Here is a 17,852-nt window from a genome sequence, read left to right as displayed (position 1 = left end):
AGCGGTGGGCCGGGGTCAACGCGCTTTCCCTGCGCTCGGGGCCGAACCCGCCCGAAGATTGGTCACGGGCAGTGAGGTTCGGTGCGGTGGTGTGGACGGGCCATCGGGGTGTTCGCCGGGTGCGGTGAGGTGGGCGGCGAGGCGTCCTTCGGCGCGCTGGCGCTGCTTCTTCAGGACCTCGTAGGAGTGGCCGCCCTCGGCCGCGATGTGGCGCAGTGACCGCCTGTCAAGGCGCGTCGCGGCGATCACGTCGGCCTCGGCCGGAGTCAGGACTCCGTCGGCGACCGCACGGGCCAGCACCAAGTCCGGGTGTCCCGCATCAGCGGACGTCAATAAGCGGACGGGAGCGCGCCCGGGGCCGGTCGTCTCCTCGCCGGGGCTGGTCTCCGAGGTGGGCGGCGGGGTGTCGAGTGCGTCGCGCAGGGCGGTGTGCCCGGCGCGAAACGCCGCCCACCGGAGCCGGTTCATGATGCCCGCGGCCTCGAGGTCGATCTCGGCCACTCCGGACAGGAAGCCGGTCAGCACGGCGGCGTGCAGGTCGGCCGCGTCCAGGGCATGACGGGCGGTGAGCCGCGTGGTGATGGTGAGCAGCGCGGGCAACGCCACGCCGACACAGGCCACCGTCCACGCTCCGCCTTCCGCGCGGGAGCGCCTGGCCAAATGCGCCCAGATCCGGTCCCGGAGCGGTTGCGGGCACCGGCGGTGCAACACGACCTGCTGAACCTCATCCAGCGGAACCCATCGCAGGGGAAGGCCGGGGAAGTTCCGTCCATTCAAGGCCAGCGGACGCGGGCCAGCAGTGAGCAACGAAAACGCGCGATGCGCGGTCGTGAGCGCACCGTTCTCACCAGAATCGGCATCCCGTTCGAGCGGATCACGGCACATGGAAAACCTCCACAGAACACGGGGCGAGCGACGCCCCGCAAGGAGGCCATGCGGGGTATTACCGAACTCTCACACACCACATACCGAGCACTCACACAACGAGTACCGAACTCTCACCACGACACTAACCATGATCGGCCGCAGCGAGAGAAAAGCACCAGATCCCAGCGCACACTTTGATCGCGCACACATGCAGTGAGCTGCACTGCTAGTGGACTAACACGGCTTTGCGGGTTCACTTGCCGGACCTGGGGAACCTCGACACCTCACACTAACCAAGACCACTAAAAATTTTTCAAGAAAATCTTGATTCAGCGCCTTGCCGATCAGTGACGACGAGACGATCGAATGATTCGATCACCCAGCACCTCTTCCCGCTTCGCCGACACGACACAGCCCACATCGAGGGCGCTCGAAGACTTTTTTAAAAAATCTGGCCTCGCCGTGTCCCATCCGGGCCAATTTTTCGGCATTTATAGGTGAGAACACCTTCACGGGCCACCGAGACCCCTCCCGCCGAAAGGACACACCCGATGCCGACTCCGCATTCCTCCCACCCGCCTCGCCGCGGTTCCGACCCCCGGCCGTACCCCGGAGCGCCGGACCGCACCCGCCCGCACCACGCCCGGCCCGCCACCACCCGGCGACGCCGGGAACACAGCCCCCGCGGCAAGGCCGCCGCAGCGATCCCCAGCTCGGTATGGGCACCCCCCGCCCCCATCGACCCGGCACTGGCCTGGCCACCCGCGCTCATCCGGCAGATCACCACCGCGTTCACCGAACCCGGCGCCCGAGTCGGCCTGCTGCCCTGGCCCCGCACGAACGCCACCGAGCACACCCCCGAACTCGACGAGCAAGCCGACGACGCCCTGGCCGTGATCGACCGAACCGGCCGGGTCGCCGTCCTCGACCAAGTCCCCAACTCCGGCCCTGCTGTGAGGAGGGCCGTCGTGTCACGGCCGTTCTGGGACGGGCTCATCACCCCCGACGCCCACCACACCGCACTCGCCCCAGAGCACGCGGAGGCAGTGCGCGGCCTGGCCGCCGACGTGCCGAATGCGGATCTTGACCTGATCATCACCAGCCTCTCACCAGACGCTTCCGGGGACGCGGTGACCGATCTCGTCGCACTGCACGCAGCACGTCGCCTCCGCACCGGCGGCACCCTCGCCGTACTCACCCACAGTCACCAAAACGACGGTGTGCTGGTCGACCCGACCGGCTCGATTGTGGCGGCAGGGCAGAACGCCGACCTGCTCTACCTCCAGCACCTCGTCGTCCTCCACACACCCCTGCATCGCCACCCCCTCACCCCACCCGACACCACCACTCCCGAAACGACTGCCGAAAGCCGGGCCCGGCAGGTGACGCCGCATCGGCGGATCCACTCCGACCTGCTCGTGTTCGCCCAACCCACCGACCACGCGAACGGCGAACACCCGTGACCCCGCACCAGAGCTCCGAGCCCGACGACAGGAAGGACCCCGACATGTCCGAACGCCAGCACGCCGACACCACCGGCAACACCACGTCAAGCTCGGGGGTCTCGGTGTGGGCGACAGCCCAGTCCGCGCCCGCCTCCCAGCGCAAACACCGCTACACCCCTGAGTCGACCGCACACCCCGCGAAGATGCTCCCGGCCGTGGCCGCCCACGCCATCGCCCACTACACCCAACCCGGCGACCTCGTGATCGACCCGATGTGCGGCATCGGCACCACCCTCGTCGAAGCCCTCCACGCCGGACGCCGAGCAGTCGGCGTCGAATACGAACCGCACTGGGTTCAGGTCGCGCGCGACAACGTTGCCCTCGCCGCCGACGACGGCGTCGGCCACCACGGCGAGGTCTATTCCGGAGACGCCCGCCAGCTCGGCTCACTGCTGCCGGTCGAGTACGCCGGCCAAGCCTCCCTCGCCGTCACCAGCCCGCCCTACGGGCCCTCAGTCCACGGCCAAGTCATCACGAAACCGGACAACACCGTGCAGAAGTTCCATCACCGCTACGGCAACGCTCTCGACCGCGGCAATCTCGCCAACATCGGGCACCACCGACTCCTCGCCGGATTCACCCGCATCCTCACCGCACTCCGTACATTCCTCAAACCCGGCGGACACATCGTCATCACCCTCCGCCCCTGGCGAGAACACTCCGAACTCATCGACCTCCCCTCCCAAATCCTCACCTGCGGACAACGCGCCGGACTCTTCCCCACCGAACGCTGCGTCGCGCTACTGGCCCGAGCCACCGGCACCGAACTTATCGCCCGCGGCTCCTTCTTCCAACGCGACTTCATCCGCAAACAACGCGACGCCGGACTCCCACTGCACCTCATCGCACACGAAGACGTCCTCATCTTCCGCACACCCGACCATCCCACCAAGCAACCAGAACAACAGCACGCCAACTGAATCGACAGCACCAAACGATGCGCCACAACCGAATCTCCGATCCAGCAGATCCCAAAGGACGAACCTATGTCCGATAACAAGGACACCCATTCCGACACCCCGATCTCAACGCATCTCTACACGCCGAAGGAAGCCGCAGATCTCTTGACGATCAAAGAGTCATGGCTGCGCCGGAAAGCCGGAAACCGCACGATCCCGTGCACATTCCTAGGAAAACACCTGCGCTTCTCCGAACACGACCTTCGCTCGATCATCAACCAAGGCGAGACCACTCCGCCGACACGCCGCGGAAGGCCCCGACGCTCACACACTTGACGATTATCCATTCGGGTTAATCCAGTCATACACACTGGCGCTTCGCGGCACAACGAGCGTCCATCGGCTCGTCACAATCCCTAAACATCCCGGAGCAAAACATGGCCTGGAGCGAACAACGCGGACCGAATTCATGGCGGGTTCGCTACGAGAAAGATGACGGAACCCTGGGATCCGTCAACGGGTTCCCGAAGAAGAAAGCAGCCGACGACTACGCCGACTCGATCAAAACCGACAAGCGCAAAGGAATCTGGATCGACCCGTCAGCCGGGAAACTCACCCTCGAAGAGTGGAGTGTGGACTGGCTCGGCGCCCTCGATGTCGCCGCCAACACCGAATCCCAATACCGCAGCCTGCTCAAACACCACATCCTGCCCCGCTGGGGCCATACTGCCCTGTCCGATATCACCACCAGCGGCGTCGCCACCTGGGCCAAGAAAGTCCGCGCCCGCGGCTACGCCGACGCCACCGTGTCCACCATGACCAAGGTGTTGTCGATGATGCTCGCCGACGCCACCGACGACCGCCTCATCCCCGCCAACCCCGTCCGCACCCGACGACGCGGACAACGCCGCCGCACCAAACGCACCGAGCGCGTCTGGGCTACCCCCGACCAAGTCGTGCGCATCGCCGACCACACCGCAGCCCTGGTCGGCCCCTGGGCTGCCGCCCTACAAATCACCGCAGCCTGGACAGGCGCACGCTGGGGAGAACTCTGCGGACTGCAACGCCACAACACCCACCTCGACGATGCCCTTCTCATCATCGACCCGGGCATCGGAGCACTGCACGAAGTCAACGGGCACTTCAGCCTCGGGCCTCCCAAAACCGCCGAGTCCGCCCGCACCATCACCCTGCCTCCCTTCCTGGTCGAACTACTCGGCCACCACCTCGCCAGCCACGACTCGCCGTTCGTCTTCGTCACCGCCGAGAACGAACACCCCCGCAGGTCCAACTTCTCCCGCCGCGCCATGCGCCCCGCCGCCGACGGCAACCACCACCTCACCGACCCAGCCATCCGCACCCACCCGGTCAAGCCCGGCCTGACCTTCCACGGCTTCCGCCACAGCCACAAAACCTGGCTCATCGAAGACAACATCCCCGAAATCACCCAATCCCGCCGCCTCGGCCACGTCCTCGACGACGACATCCGCCAGGCCTACTCCCACTCCGGCCCCGTCCTCGAACGCCGACTCATCGATGCTCTCCAAGACCGCTGGTCCGCCACCATCACCAACACGCCGACCACCCATATCCCTGAAACCTGGCGCGCCCGCGGCCCATTCACCCTACGAGTAGTCAGCTAACCCACTCCGCCACAGGGCAGGGGCAGGGCCTGCGATACGGCCCCTGCCCCTGCCTGTACAAATGCCTAGCCCAAACACGGGGAACGCCACCGCATGCGCGGGTGCAATGGTCGAAATCACCGGCCTCCCACGCTCTGGAAAACGTCCTCGCGTGCGCGGGGTCGACCCGCCGAACGTCACCCCGAGTACGGAGTCCTCAGGAGCATCCCCGCTGCGCGGGGCCGACCCGGCGGACGGCTGCACTCGCACCTCTCGGAGCGGAGCATCCCCGCGTGCGCGGGGCCGACAGCGGCACCGACACCGGCGCCGGTTTGCCGTGGGAAGCATCCCCGCGTGCGCGGGGCCGACTCGTGGTGCACGTAGTGGTCGGTCCGGTGTCCGGAAGCATCCCCGCGTGCGCGGGGCCGACTCGCCCGCTCGCTGGCGCGGCACCGTCGTAGCGGAAGCATCCCCGCGTGCGCGGGGCCGACCGCAGGCGTGCGCTGGCGAGAATCCGCCGGTGAGAAGCATCCCCGCGTGCGCGGGGCCGACCGCTGGGTGGCGCGGGCGGCGAATACCTCCCGGGAAGCATCCCCGCGTGCGCGGGGCCGACGAGCTCGTAGCGCCGGTGCGCGCCGAGCTCGGCGAAGCATCCCCGCGTGCGCGGGGCCGACTCGGCGGCGGATTCCAGGGCCTCCGCCGCCGGCGAAGCATCCCCGCGTGCGCGGGGCCGACCTCGATCTCCTCCAGGCGTTCGTCGTCGTCGAGGAAGCATCCCCGCGTGCGCGGGGCCGACTTGGAGTTTGGCGGCTCAGCGCCCCGGGCCTGGGAAGCATCCCCGCGTGCGCGGGGCCGACCACCCCGGCTCCGTGCACGAGAACCGGATGACGGAAGCATCCCCGCGTGCGCGGGGCCGACGAGCTGATCGCGACGTTGCCGCTGCGCTCTCGAGAAGCATCCCCGCGTGCGCGGGGCCGACAGCAAGGAGGTCGTCGCCGAGGCTCTGCGCCGGGAAGCATCCCCGCGTGCGCGGGGCCGACCGATCTTGTTCGCGACATTCCCGCGAACGTCCAGAAGCATCCCCGCGTGCGCGGGGCCGACCGGCCACCTCGAAGGCTGGCCGGACTTACGCTCGAAGCATCCCCGCGTGCGCGGGGCCGACGGATGGCGCGCAGGGCCTACTCGGGGACCCGGCGAAGCATCCCCGCGTGCGCGGGGCCGACCTCGCTGAAGGTGTAGTGCCCGGCGTAGACCGCGAAGCATCCCCGCGTGCGCGGGGCCGACCAGGTGCGGGCTCTGCGCCTGCGGGGGCCGTGCGAAGCATCCCCGCGTGCGCGGGGCCGACTCCAGGCTCCGGTGGTGCAGGTGGTCGTGCAGAGAAGCATCCCCGCGTGCGCGGGGCCGACTGATCGTGAAAGTACTTTTGCTGTCCCCAGTGGGAAGCATCCCCGCGTGCGCGGGGCCGACCGCAGGCGCGAGAACCACCCGCTGCCCGCCTGCGAAGCATCCCCGCGTGCGCGGGGCCGACGGCGTGGATGCGTCGCTCGATGCGTTCTCGCTGGAAGCATCCCCGCGTGCGCGGGGCCGACTGCCGGGTGCGATCTTGGGTGGTGCTTCGGGGGGAAGCATCCCCGCGTGCGCGGGGCCGACCGGATCGCGGCGGGCGTCCACGCGCTCGGGGGGAAGCATCCCCGCGTGCGCGGGGCCGACGACCGCGCCTGCCGCAGGACCGCGCCGAGGTGGGAAGCATCCCCGCGTGCGCGGGGCCGACGTGGCACCGGCAGATGTGACGCGCCGTTGCGGAGAAGCATCCCCGCGTGCGCGGGGCCGACTCGCGGTCCAACACCGCCAGCGCGCAGCGGCAGGAAGCATCCCCGCGTGCGCGGGGCCGACCTCTGGGACCAGGACTCCATAGACGTCGTGCACGAAGCATCCCCGCGTGCGCGGGGCCGACACACTTGTTGACCTGCGGGTTTAGCGGCGGGCGGGGTGTTTTTCATTTAGGGCGTTCCTGAGGTTGATCATGAGGTGGTGTGACGGTTGCGGGCGGAGAGGATGAGGCCGTCGAAGTCGATGGGGCGCCATCGGTCTGTTCCGGCGGTGCGGACGGCCCAGCCTTGTTCGTTGGGTGCTTGTTCGACGAGGATGGCTTGGCCGTCGCGGATGCGGTCAGCGAGGAGTTCCCAGAGACGGTCGCGGATGCGGCGGCTGGGGTTGCCGACGAAGACGCCGGCGTGGACTTCGACCATCCACCGAGTCAGGTGTCCGCGGAGCCCTTCGGGTGCGGCGATGAGGATGATGACGGTCATGGTCGACCTGTGCCCTGGGTGGGTGCGTCGAGCTCGGGTCCGATGACGGCGATGTGTTGGTCTCCGAGGTCGGGTTCGGTCAGGTCGGTTTCGTAGTCTTCGTCGAACACTCCCCAGTTCACCCCGCCCGCCACCGTTCCGGCGTGTTCGTCCCAGAGGTGGTTGGCATCGGAGTCCGGCGGTTCCTCTCCTTCGGGCAGCAGTAAAATCTTGATGTCCCGGACGATCGTGGTCAGTAGTTTCGTCTCGGCGATCCGGTCCCGCAGTGCGGTCCGGGCATCGCGTTCTTCCACGAGTCCGGCCGCGGTGAGCTCGAATGCCAGCGGGATGGTGTAGTCGGCCTTGTAGAGGTCGGCGATGTCCATGACGAACGATGTCGCTGCTCCGGTGTGGACGAAGCCGAGTCCGGGGCTGGCGCCCAGGCCGACGATGACCGTGTGGCAGATCCCGTAGAGCGCGGTGTTCGCCGCGGAGAGCATCCGGTTGAGGTCGTCGCCCGCGGCGAATGCGTCGCCGGGCTTGTAGACGCGGCCGTGCCAGGCCAGATCATGTTGATCGGCGTGCTGCTTGTAGAGCTTGCGGACGCGGGTGCCTTCGCGGCCGCGGAGTTGCTGCATGGTCAGTTCGGAGACGTCCTCGCCTGGGAAGCGCATACCGTACATGGCTCGGGCGACGCGCAACCGCTCCGGTGGCCTGCTCACCAGCCAAGCCTGGCGCTGTAGCAGGGCGGCGCCGCGGCTGGGGCCGAGCCCTGCCGCGTAGAGGCGCACTCCTTGCTCGCCGACCCAGCACACCGCGGTGCCTGAGTCGGCGAGCAGCTGCATGGCACCGTGCGTGACGCGGGTTCCCGGCCCCAGCAGCACCACGGCGACGAGCGCGGCAGGTAGGCGCACGGTCTCGCGCTTGTTGATGATCGCGATGGCGTTCTCGTCGCGGTCGAGGTGGCTGCGTTCGATGTAGACGCTGGAGACCCGGTCGGTGAGTCGGTGCAGGTCTTGCGGATGGGCTTTCCACCAGATGTCCGCCACGTCAACACCCGTTTCCGAATGTGAGCGGGGCGACGGTCAGCAACCCGCAGCCGTAGGCCTTGGCCGGGCCGAACCCGGTGGTCAGGTGGTAGGTGAACCGGTCGAGGTCGGTGATGCGCAGGCGGCCGTGGAAGGAAGCAGTCGTCAGCACGACCGACTTGCCCTTCTTGTCGAACGCGAGGCGCTGCCGGTGGGTGATGCGCAGATCGACCGCCGCGGCCGGATCGTCTCCGTCCTGCTCGGTGGGCGGCAACGGCGCGGGTGGGACTTCGAATCCCCACCCTTCGGACCGGGACAGGAACCAGCTCCACTGGTGCGCGGCAGTGCGGTGTCCGGCCCTGCGGGAACGGATCTTCTTCTCCCCGTGGTGCTCGTCGATGTCCTTTTGCGACGGTGGGATGTTCTGGACGGGGTTGGCGGTGATGCGGAAGGCGTACTCCTGGCCGGTCGCCAGGCGTTCGAGAAGCGGGCTGTAGTCGCGGACGAGAACCTGGTCTCCGTCGGCATCGGGCCAGCCGTACTGCTCGGTGATGTGGGACCAGTCCGGTTTGGACGGTGTGCACACGGTCAGGTGGGGACGTTGTGCTCGGTCGGTGTCCCACCGCCACAACGGCCGTTCCGTACCGGTGATCTCAGCGAGCCCCCCGACGACGGCACCGTGGGTGACGTGCGGGTTGGCCAGCAGCCGTCGACTGGCCGGGCGCAAGTGGTTGATGCGGATGCGGGAGAGGTAGGGCATGTCAGGTCACCAACCCAGCAGGGCGAAGGGGTCGTGGGAGGACGCGGCCGCCGCACCGCCGACGGCGGTCTCGCCGGTGGGCACGGTCAGCCAGGCGTGGCGGACGCGGCGGGTGCTGTAGCGGCGGTCGCGGGCGTTGAAGGACAGCGGCAGGTCGTTGACGACATCGGTGCCGTCTTCGTCATCGAACGTCGCCGGAAGATCCACTTCCGGGACGGCTCCGCCCTGCCTGCGCCGGTACGCCTGACGTGCGTGCCGTGCGGCGTGCCAGGGCTCGCTGGCCAGTACGGCTTCGAGCCCGCCGGGACGTACATCGAGCGCGAGCGGTTGCGTCGGCGTGCAGCTGCGGCGTCCCAGCGCGAGCGGGAACGCCGGGCGGCGTACCGCATCGGCCAGTGCCCCCACGAGCTCGGAATCCCCGGCCAGCGCGGCCACGAACACCGCGTCCTGAAGGTAGAAGCGGTGGGTGACGTGGGTTGGTTTCGCCGGGGACGTCGGTTTCTGCACGCCCTTGGCTGAAACTCCGGCTTGCAGCAGCGGTAAGCCGCGGAAGTCGCTGACGGTGTGGTAGTCCCGCAACACGGTGCCGGGCTGGTCCACCCGCACTCCGCACCGCAACCCCGCCAGGTCCGTGAGGTCGGCCCCGCGTGGTCGCCCCAGCGCCGCGGCGAGCAGGCCGACGAGTCCGGACTTGGTGGGTTCGGGCCGAGTTTCGCGCCGGTTGAACGAGCTGCGGTCGCCCCACGACTGCATCGGTCCCGCCAGCCGCAGCAGCAGCACCGACGACTCCGAGGAAGGCTCGGGACTCATGCCACCTCCTGCACGGCGGGCAGGTGGGTGTGCATGGCGTCGAGCAGCTCGGCGAAGGTGTGGTTGTCCCCGAACGCCTTTCCGACCACGCCGGCCTCGGGCGAGTCCGGGTCCAGGGTGTGGCAGACCCCAGTGAACAGGGGTGTGTCGCCCCACTGGGCCACCGAGCGGGAATGCTCCTCGGCGAGGCGGCGGGCAGAGGCCGCCGCGATGCCGCTGGTACTCGCCACGGGGCTCTCGAACGCGGAGACCAGATTGACCGGCTGGTCCCGGCGGATCACCACGGCCACGAGAGTGGGGTGGGTGTGGTGGGCGAAGGAATTCTCCTTGCCGGTGGGCATCGAGCGGGCGAACGCCTCGGTGAACAGCCGGATTCCGTCGCGCGCCGCGGCCGGGTCGGCGAGGTTGGTTTCGAGCTGGTGCAGACCGACGGTGGCGTAGCGGTAGAGGGTCGCGGAGTTGAACCCGACGGTGCCGATCATGCCTGCGCCCGTGCTGTCCCCCTCGTCGTCGACGGCGGTGTAGTAGTCCATCTCCAGCTCGACAGCATGGGTCGAGAGTGCGTGGGCGACCTGGGTCGCAGCATCGACGTTGAGGGCAGGAATGTCAGCGACCATCCGGCCGAACAGGCCGACATCCAGCGGGTGCCCCTGGTTCAGGGTCTCCTGCACCGGCAGGTCCTTGAGTCGTGCGGCCAGGTCCTCATCACCGAGCTCACACAGCTCGGCGACGTCGTCGAGGAACAGATCGATGACCGCGTCCAGCTGGGCGTGGCCGAAGAACAGCAGGTACGCGGTCTCCCCGGCCTTCTTGCCCGGCTTGATGTTCAGCGGCTGCAACGCGGAGGTCGCGATCCGTGCGGCGGTCTCCGCGTCGAGCGAGGCGCGCTCGGCCAACCGCCGGGTGAGCTGTTCGGCGATCTTCTTGGTCCGCGTCGCCCGGTCACCGTCCGGGTTGCGCTCGGCGAAGAACGCGCGGGTCGCCCGCTTCCACGCCTGCGAAGACACCCGTGATCGGCGGACCCCGCCGAAGAATGCCTCCTTGGGGTCACCGTTGTCGTCCCGGTTGAGGTTTGCCGGGGGCACGGTGTGCAGGACGTGCAGGTCGATGTAGGTCCGTGCAGAGGTCACGATCACTCCTGATCAAACGAGGAAGGGGAAGATCAGTTCTCGGGTTCGGCGGCCGGGTCGGTGGACCAGATGCGGTAGCCCAGCGCCCAGCGCTGCCGAACCGCATCGCGACGGGACGGGTCCGACCAGTCCCGCAGGTCGCACAACAGCCGGTCGTAGTCCAGCGGCTGATCGACGGTGCGCAGCTGATCGATCAGGCCGCGCAACCGGGTGCGCAGTACCGGCACGCTCGTCGACGCCGCCGCGACCGTGAGTTTCCGGTCCAGAGCGTCCGCACTGAACTTGTCGGTGCGGCGCCGCAACACCAACCAGGCCGCGCCGAGACCGACACCGCGCCGGTGCATCGGGGTGTCCTTGCTCTGCTGATGCCGACCGAACAGCGCCAGCGCCGCGTGCTCGGCGTGCAGCTCATCGGGAAGCCGATCGCGGTACGCATCGTCGTCGGTCACCGCGGTGGTGTAGTACGGCCAGAACTTCGGCACCGCACCCGCCTCCCGGCCCAAGCCGGAACGGAAGACCGCGAGGTCCTGCGGGACAGGTCGGTACTCGCGCTCGGAGGAGTCCTTCCTCCAAGTTCCGTCATCGGCGATGAACCGGTGCCAGTAGCGCTGGGGTCGTGCAGAAGTCATGCCGTTTCCTCTCCCCGCTCGTCATCGACGGCTCTGCGTTCGGCTGCGACCCGACGGCGATGCTCGGCAGCCCGGGGCAACGCCTCCGCGAGGCGCTTGCGGAACCGGCCCTCCGCAGTTCCCAGCGAGAACAACGTTTCCACCTTGTTCTGTCCGACCTCGATGACCCGCCCGCCGAACGTGCCCGGCCCAGCCGCAAAAAACGACTTGATCGGCGATGTGCCGGGTCGCTTCCCATGCCTTGAGCTCCCACGCCAGCTGACCGCGCCGCACCACGTCCTGATCACCTCCGGACTCCTGGACCCCGGCGAGCATCCGGCGGACCAGCGGATCCAGAGCGTGCAGCACCAGCGCACCGGGCCGGTTGCCCTTGTCCCACGGGATCGGTTCCGCCCGCAGCGCCCGACGCAGGTCCTGCGAGAGCCCGTTGATCGCCTTCTCCAGCTGCTCGGCCTGCTCGGTCGCTTCGACCACGAGCTCGAACACGTCCCCGTCCCGGTCGAGAGCGCTGATCGGCAACGGGATCGCGTCGTGCAGCAGGTCTTCCACGACCGCGGACTGCGTCCCGTACACCGCGCCGAAAGCCTCCAGGCGCAGCGGATAGTCCTCGTCGATCTCGCCCTCACCCCGCAACCCGGACAGCTGCATCAGCAGGTCGCTGGTGTGCTCGCGGTCCGCGTGCTCGACATCCAGCAGGGCCTGCATGCCCCGCCAGATCGCCCGGCCCGACGCGAGCCGCCGCGGGCGCCGCGTCCCGGCCGCGGCCTTCTTGTCGGTCACGGTCTTCCACGCGGTGTGCGGTTCGTAGTCCGGCAGCTCCCGTAGCCGATCCCCTGCCGACAGCACGATCCGTGTCACCCGCACCCCGTCCCCGGTCTCCTCCGGGATCAACCGGACTCGGCGGGGCTGCCACGTCCACAGGTCCAGCAAGCCCTCCGCCGGACGCGTGTCCCACTCCGGCGAGGCCGCTTTCTTCGCGCGCCACTGGGGCATCCCGACCTGCGGTCCGGGCAAGATCGGGCTGTTCAGCAGCAAGGTGTCGTAGAGCGAGGTCCCCATCGGCACCAGCACACCGAGCTGCCCAAGCGGCCCCGTCGGATTCCCCGTCGTCTTCCCCGCCTTCACCTTGGAATCCCCGACCGCACCGCTCTTGATCGCGGCGGTGTCCCAGCACTGCACGTGCAGCAGCCACCGCACCGCCTCATCCACCGCCAGCGGGTAGACATCGGCATCGGTGCGGGAGGAGAACAACGGCACGTTGTTGCCCGAGGCCGCCGTCGCCACCAGCAGCGCCGTCGACTTCGTCTCGTCCTTCGCCGTGCGCAACCCGGCCACCTGGCCGAACGGTCGCTCCTGGTCGAAGACCTCGAACCGGTCCCGATACGCGGTGAAGTACTCGCGCAACACCTCCTGCTCGGCCGAGGTGAACGCATGCGCGGCGAACCGGCGCCCCCACTCCTCGAACGTCGCCGGTAACCCCAGCGCGTCAGCGACGACCGGCAGCAATACCTGCCGCAACAGCGCCGGAACCTGCGTCGGCACATCACCCACCAGATCCGAGAACTCCTCGGCCCGCAGCAACGCCTCCTCGATCCCGACCTTCACCAGCCGACCATCCGCCCGCGCCCGGACCGGAATCCACGGCTCATCGATCAAGTTGAACCTGACCACCACCACTCCCTTTCTCTTGCACGCACAGCACCAGCACGTGAGCGAGAGCATCCCGCTGAGCGCTGATGCGCTCGATCTTCTTCTGCAACGCGGCCACCTCCGGTGCACGCAATCTCGGCGTCTGAACCCGATGACGACGAGCAGCGGCGATCCAGCTGGACAACGTCGTCCGCTTGACGCCCAACTCATCTGCCACCCGGACGAGTGGTGACGCCGACTGCGTCGCTACCGCCACCGCGAACTCCCGGAACCCGGGCGAGTACTGCCTCCGCACGTGGGCCACCGCCCCTCCCTGGATCACGCAGCATCCCTGAACAGCGATAAAGATATCGGCAAATTGGGAGGCCCTACAGGTCCAATACGGTGAACCGCTCTTCGATGAGTACCTGAACGACGTGGTTCAATAGGTTCAGGCCCCGTGCGACGCGGGGATGCCCCATGGGATGCCCTGATTGCGAGGTCGGCCCCGCAGCGCGGGGGGCCGCGGGCATACGCCCGCGGCCACCTCGGCCTTGTCATCGCCTGGCTCGTTTACTCGAAACGATCAGCCCGAGACTGCCGTCGTAATGCACAGCGAAGTCACCAAGACTGGCGGCTGTACTGTGTTCGACGATGAGTGCGCGGCTATGGCGTAGCCACGGGTGGGTGCGCCAGGCAGGCAGCGGAGCAAGTTCCTCTTCGGCGGCTGCGGTGAGCTTGGCCGGGAGCCGTACGGTGCTGCCGAGGATGTCGTCGAGGACTTCGGCGCTGGCATCTCCGTTCAGCCCCAGGGAACGGCCGTTGATAGTGCGGTAGCCGCGTTCGTCGCGGGTGAGCAGCTGGACCTCGATGCTGGGGTCACCGTCTCGGACCAAGGCTCGGGCCCGATGTTCGCCGAGCTCGTCCGCGCCACCGCGGTGCAGTCCCGCCAAGGTCGGTTCACGGTGGTGGCCAACGCGGGTGAGCAGGAACCGCTCCGCTTTCGCGATGCGGTCCCGCCGGTCGCGCAGATCTCGATCCGAGGCGGCTCGTTCCGCATCGCTCCACCCTTCGGGTACGGGCTCGGTCCCCTCGTAGACCTCGCCGACCAAGGACGGGACGTCGGAAGGGATCGCCCACGTGCCACCTCGTGCCGCCAAGGCGGTCGCGGCGGTGCGCAGCAGCAACATCCGGCCGTAGATGCCTTCGCTGGCGGGAAGCAGCCACGGTGGCTCGTTCCCGCGATCCTGAAATCCGGTGATGATCACTTCGGGTTCGCGCAGCGCCTCCGGTCGCGAGGTGGCGTGGCGGTGCAGCCGGCCGATGCGCTGCAACACCAAGTCGATCGGCGCGAGATCAGTGATAAGCAAGTCCGCCGAGACGTCGAACGACTGCTCCGCAAGCTGTGAAGCCACGAGAATCCACCGCTGTCCGGGAGCCGGGCGCCGGTTCTCCTCCGGGCCGAGCAGTGCAAGGTTGTCCGCGGTGCGAGTGGCCCGATCGGCGGCGGACAAACGCCCGTGCAGCAGGCCGACCTCGGCACCGAACCGGGCCCGCAACACCTCGTAGGTCTCCTGCACCCGATCGACGGTGTTGTGGATGACCAACGCGGTCCCGCCGTCGGTGAGGCGTTCCTGCACCAGGTCGGCAACGGAGTCGCCGCTGCCCCGAGAGGCCGTCGGAGATTCATCAGCGACGCTCACCCGCACCCGCAGATCATCGCGCCACGCCCCGCAGTGCTCCACCACATGAGCGGGTTTCCCGTGCTCATCGGCCCACACGGCCGTCACGCTCGGATAGCCCGCGGCCCGCGGTACATCGATCGCTTCGTGCTCCTCACCGGTGGCGCCCGAGAGGTACGCGGCCAGCAGCTCGTCGCGCTGCGCCGGAGGCAGGGTCGCCGACAGCAACACCACCGGGACCCCGGCTTGGCCGAGCCAGCGCAGTCCTTCCTTCAAGAACTGCGACATGTACACGTCGGCCGCGTGGACTTCGTCGAGCACGACGACCTTGCCGACCAGACCGGCCATCCGCAGCATCACGTGTTTGGTCCGCGTCGCCGCGAACAGCAGCTGGTCGATCGTGCCGACCACGAACGGACACAGCAATCCCCGCAACCGGCCCAGGAACCACTCCGCGGGAACGAGCCGCTCACCCTCTGCCCCCGCCGACTGCGGTAAGCCGTAAGCCGCGTCCTCCTCGATCGTGCCGAAGTCGTCGTCCGGATCCTCGGCCACCGCGTCGAGCAGAGCACGCCACTGCGCGTTGAGCGCCCGCTTGCCGTGCAACAACGCGACCTGGCTGCCCAAACCGGGCTCGATGCGCTCCACCCACTCCCGCACCTGCCCGAACATCGGATCGCACGTCGCCTGCGTCGGCATACCGAAGAACACCCCGTCCGCACCGAACCGTGCCGCGAACACTTCGGCCGCCCCCAACGCACCCTTGGTCTTGCCCTCCCCCATCGGCGCCTCGACCACCATCAGCCCAGGCGCCGGCATCTTCCGCGCCACCTCCAGCACCAGCGACTGCGACGCGCGAGGCCCCCCGCCGAACCGGTCCTGGAACACCTCCGGGCCCGGTACCGGCAACTTCCCCCAGCCGCCACGCAACCCCAACTCCGCCCACACTCCACGCGCCCGGTCCCGGGAACCGTCCATGCTCACCGCTTCCAGCTCGTCGATGCCGTCGAGGCGGGATGCGATCCAGTCGGCCATCACGATCAGGCCGCTCAACTGCAACTGCTCCGCGCGCGACGGCGCCGAAGACGGCTGGACCGCCGCCACAGCACCGAATCCGACCTCTTCGGTGAACACCCGCACCAACCCGGCCTGCGCCGCAGCCCAATCGGCATCCGGCACCTGGACCGCCCGCAAACGGGCCCCACGCAGCACCAACTCGCCCAAGTCGGGAAATCGGCCGTGATGCCCGGCGACCAACGGCCACACCCACGCCACCTGCTCCGCCGCCCAACCCTCGTCAGGCAAAACCCTGCGCAGCAACACCGCCCCAGCCTTGTCGTGCCGCCACCGAACCCGCCCGACCTTGAACTCATCCCACCGCAGCCCCGCGTGCCACACCGCCGCCGCGCAGTCGGCGTCCATGCACTGGAACGCCGGAGTGGCCTTCCCACAATCATGAATCCCGCACAACCACGCGAAAAACCGCCGACCCCGACCCGGGCCGCCCGCTACACGATCAAGAAGCTCCCGAGTCACCGCAGGCAGATACCCATCCCACAAGCACTCCGCCACCGCAGCCGTATCCAGCATGTGCGACAACAACAAGTTCCGACGCCCACCGCCCCGCGACGCGGATTTCCCCCACAATGCCCCCAACCACCGCCGCAAGCCGGCCTCGATTTCCACCACCACGCGCGACTCCACCTCTGATCCCCGCAGTAACATCGAACGCACGCACCGTAGCGAAGCCCACCGACAAACCAGGCCGAAACCTCATGAACCCACCACCCGATTTGACGCCACACCCGAAACGGAGTGAATGAAAACCAGGCCCCCACGAGATAAACCAGCAGGTCAAGAAGTGTCGGCCCCGCGCATGCGGGGGTGTTCCCATGATCGAGATGAAGCTCTACCGGACCACCAAGTCGGCCCCGCGCATGCGGGGGTGTTCCGTCCGGCCGGTGGCACGGCGCGGGAATCGTGCCGTCGGCCCCGCGCATGCGGGGGTGTTCCCACCCGTCCGGGGATGAGCTGGTTCATCTCGACGTCGGCCCCGCGCATGCGGGGGTGTTCCTCCGGTCGGCCAGGGCCTGCACGCCGCCGTGGTGTCGGCCCCGCGCATGCGGGGGTGTTCCACTGCTCCGCGTGCTCGTACCGCACCCCAGGGAGTCGGCCCCGCGCATGCGGGGGTGTTCCGCGGGTGAACACGTCGTCCGCGCCGACGTCGGAGTCGGCCCCGCGCATGCGGGGGTGTTCCTTGCCGGGGCGCTCGTCGTCGGTGGCGGGTTCGGTCGGCCCCGCGCATGCGGGGGTGTTCCTCCCTCTGTGGCCAGCTCCAGGCCGAGCTTGCGGTCGGCCCCGCGCATGCGGGGGTGTTCCCGCCGTCGGCGACAAGCACGGGCGCCTCATGTCGTCGGCCCCGCGCATGCGGGGGTGTTCCGGGTGGTCGAGCGCGCGGCGCCCCGTGTACACCGTCGGCCCCGCGCATGCGGGGGTGTTCCTCGTGCCGCGGCGATGGCGGCTACCGCAGCCGGGTCGGCCCCGCGCATGCGGGGGTGTTCCCACCCACCGCGCCCAGTCCGCCGCAGCTGCGATGTCGGCCCCGCGCATGCGGGGGTGTTCCGGCTGACCCCCAACGGCCCCCCGCTCCGGCGGGTCGGCCCCGCGCATGCGGGGGTGTTCCGCTGTACTCAGGGAAAACGGGTTCAACACCGACGTCGGCCCCGCGCATGCGGGGGTGTTCCCCTCCCCCGAACGAGCCCGACGGCGGCGGCCTGGTCGGCCCCGCGCATGCGGGGGTGTTCCCAGGTCCATCACGTGCGGCAGCGCGTACACCGCGTCGGCCCCGCGCATGCGGGGGTGTTCCGTGGTCCACGTCCCCGGGCAGGTCCGGATTGCGGTCGGCCCCGCGCATGCGCACTCAAACGCGTCGAGCAGGACCAGCCGTGCATCGCCGCACGGCCGCACAAATCGAAAACCGAGCCGGTCAAGAGACACGAGACG

At 68.7% G+C, this 17,852-nt stretch carries 14 protein-coding genes and 2 CRISPR repeat arrays; of the genes, 4 read left to right on the top strand and 10 right to left on the bottom strand.

Annotation, left to right across the window (positions count from 1 at the left end):
- Positions 1-15: 15 nt before the first annotated feature.
- Positions 16-885: a sigma-70 family RNA polymerase sigma factor gene (locus H1226_RS11445; protein ID WP_258348981.1), complete on the bottom strand. Its 870-nt coding sequence runs from the start codon at positions 883-885 to the stop codon at positions 16-18.
- A 533-nt stretch (positions 886-1,418) separates the two neighbouring features.
- On the opposite strand from H1226_RS11445, the gene H1226_RS11440 reads away from it, so the two are divergent.
- The 4 genes from H1226_RS11440 to H1226_RS11425 all read left to right on the top strand — a co-directional run bounded on the left by H1226_RS11440 (position 1,419) and on the right by H1226_RS11425 (position 4,914).
- Positions 1,419-2,330, top strand: coding sequence for a class I SAM-dependent methyltransferase (locus H1226_RS11440; protein WP_258348980.1), 912 nt, complete (start codon positions 1,419-1,421; stop codon positions 2,328-2,330).
- 44 nt (positions 2,331-2,374) lie between these two features.
- Complete coding sequence (locus H1226_RS11435) at positions 2,375-3,292, top strand: TRM11 family SAM-dependent methyltransferase (protein WP_258348979.1); 918 nt, start codon at positions 2,375-2,377, stop codon at positions 3,290-3,292.
- A 66-nt stretch (positions 3,293-3,358) separates the two neighbouring features.
- Positions 3,359-3,607, top strand: coding sequence for a helix-turn-helix domain-containing protein (locus H1226_RS11430; protein ID WP_258348978.1), 249 nt, complete (start codon positions 3,359-3,361; stop codon positions 3,605-3,607).
- Positions 3,608-3,708: 101 nt separating this feature from the next.
- Entirely contained in the window at positions 3,709-4,914 is a 1,206-nt protein-coding gene (locus H1226_RS11425; protein ID WP_258348977.1) for a tyrosine-type recombinase/integrase, read from the top strand.
- Between the two features lie 259 nt (positions 4,915-5,173).
- Positions 5,174-6,847: a CRISPR direct-repeat array (repeat unit 28 nt; unit sequence GAAGCATCCCCGCGTGCGCGGGGCCGAC).
- A gap of 67 nt (positions 6,848-6,914) precedes the next feature.
- Here the strand turns inward: H1226_RS11425 and cas2e are convergent.
- From cas2e to cas3, 9 genes are all read right to left on the bottom strand, one after another.
- Positions 6,915-7,202 (bottom strand): type I-E CRISPR-associated endoribonuclease Cas2e, encoded by a 288-nt coding sequence (gene cas2e, locus H1226_RS11420; RefSeq protein ID WP_258348976.1) that lies wholly within the window; start codon positions 7,200-7,202, stop codon positions 6,915-6,917.
- On the bottom strand, positions 7,199-8,230 hold the full coding sequence (cas1e, locus tag H1226_RS11415; protein ID WP_258348975.1) for a type I-E CRISPR-associated endonuclease Cas1e: 1,032 nt from the start codon (positions 8,228-8,230) through the stop codon (positions 7,199-7,201). Before cas1e ends, cas2e begins: the two co-directional genes overlap by 4 nt.
- A gap of 1 nt (position 8,231) precedes the next feature.
- A complete protein-coding gene (gene cas6e / locus H1226_RS11410) occupies positions 8,232-8,969 on the bottom strand; it encodes a type I-E CRISPR-associated protein Cas6/Cse3/CasE (protein ID WP_258348974.1) in 738 nt (245 codons plus the stop codon).
- A gap of 6 nt (positions 8,970-8,975) precedes the next feature.
- Positions 8,976-9,779: a type I-E CRISPR-associated protein Cas5/CasD gene (cas5e, locus tag H1226_RS11405; RefSeq protein WP_258348973.1), complete on the bottom strand. Its 804-nt coding sequence runs from the start codon at positions 9,777-9,779 to the stop codon at positions 8,976-8,978.
- Complete coding sequence (gene cas7e / locus H1226_RS11400; RefSeq protein ID WP_258348972.1) at positions 9,776-10,915, bottom strand: type I-E CRISPR-associated protein Cas7/Cse4/CasC; 1,140 nt, start codon at positions 10,913-10,915, stop codon at positions 9,776-9,778. Before cas7e ends, cas5e begins: the two co-directional genes overlap by 4 nt.
- 26 nt (positions 10,916-10,941) lie before the next feature.
- A complete protein-coding gene (gene casB / locus H1226_RS11395) occupies positions 10,942-11,538 on the bottom strand; it encodes a type I-E CRISPR-associated protein Cse2/CasB (RefSeq protein WP_258348971.1) in 597 nt (198 codons plus the stop codon).
- A 21-nt stretch (positions 11,539-11,559) separates the two neighbouring features.
- Positions 11,560-13,143, bottom strand: coding sequence for a type I-E CRISPR-associated protein Cse1/CasA (gene casA / locus H1226_RS11390; RefSeq protein WP_258348970.1), 1,584 nt, complete (start codon positions 13,141-13,143; stop codon positions 11,560-11,562).
- Between the two features lie 40 nt (positions 13,144-13,183).
- Positions 13,184-13,483, bottom strand: coding sequence for a transposase (locus H1226_RS11385; protein WP_258349390.1), 300 nt, complete (start codon positions 13,481-13,483; stop codon positions 13,184-13,186).
- Positions 13,484-13,724: 241 nt separating this feature from the next.
- Positions 13,725-16,574, bottom strand: a complete 2,850-nt coding sequence (gene cas3, locus H1226_RS11380; protein WP_258348969.1) for a CRISPR-associated helicase Cas3' — start codon at positions 16,572-16,574, stop codon at positions 13,725-13,727.
- Between the two features lie 138 nt (positions 16,575-16,712).
- A CRISPR array of direct repeats spans positions 16,713-17,715; the repeat unit is 28 nt; unit sequence GTCGGCCCCGCGCATGCGGGGGTGTTCC.
- Between the last annotated feature and the right edge of the window lie 137 nt (positions 17,716-17,852).

This window comes from Saccharopolyspora gregorii, from assembly GCF_024734405.1.
GTDB classification, from domain to species: domain Bacteria; phylum Actinomycetota; class Actinomycetes; order Mycobacteriales; family Pseudonocardiaceae; genus Saccharopolyspora_C; species Saccharopolyspora_C gregorii.
Note: the sequence above shows the minus strand (reverse complement) of the source record. Positions and strands in the feature narration are given on the sequence as shown.

Bases quoted from the DNA above. Each gene is read 5' to 3' on its own strand.
- H1226_RS11445 (WP_258348981.1), bottom strand. From the start codon at position 885: ATGTGCCGTGATCCGCTCGAACGGGATGCCGATTCTGGTGAGAACGGT.
- H1226_RS11440 (WP_258348980.1), top strand. From the start codon at position 1,419: ATGCCGACTCCGCATTCCTCCCACCCGCCTCGCCGCGGTTCCGACCCC.
- H1226_RS11435 (WP_258348979.1), top strand. From the start codon at position 2,375: ATGTCCGAACGCCAGCACGCCGACACCACCGGCAACACCACGTCAAGC.
- H1226_RS11430 (WP_258348978.1), top strand. From the start codon at position 3,359: ATGTCCGATAACAAGGACACCCATTCCGACACCCCGATCTCAACGCAT.
- H1226_RS11425 (WP_258348977.1), top strand. From the start codon at position 3,709: ATGGCCTGGAGCGAACAACGCGGACCGAATTCATGGCGGGTTCGCTAC.
- cas2e (WP_258348976.1), bottom strand. From the start codon at position 7,202: ATGACCGTCATCATCCTCATCGCCGCACCCGAAGGGCTCCGCGGACAC.
- cas6e (WP_258348974.1), bottom strand. From the start codon at position 8,969: ATGCCCTACCTCTCCCGCATCCGCATCAACCACTTGCGCCCGGCCAGT.
- cas5e (WP_258348973.1), bottom strand. From the start codon at position 9,779: ATGAGTCCCGAGCCTTCCTCGGAGTCGTCGGTGCTGCTGCTGCGGCTG.
- casB (WP_258348971.1), bottom strand. From the start codon at position 11,538: ATGACTTCTGCACGACCCCAGCGCTACTGGCACCGGTTCATCGCCGAT.
- cas3 (WP_258348969.1), bottom strand. From the start codon at position 16,574: ATGTTACTGCGGGGATCAGAGGTGGAGTCGCGCGTGGTGGTGGAAATC.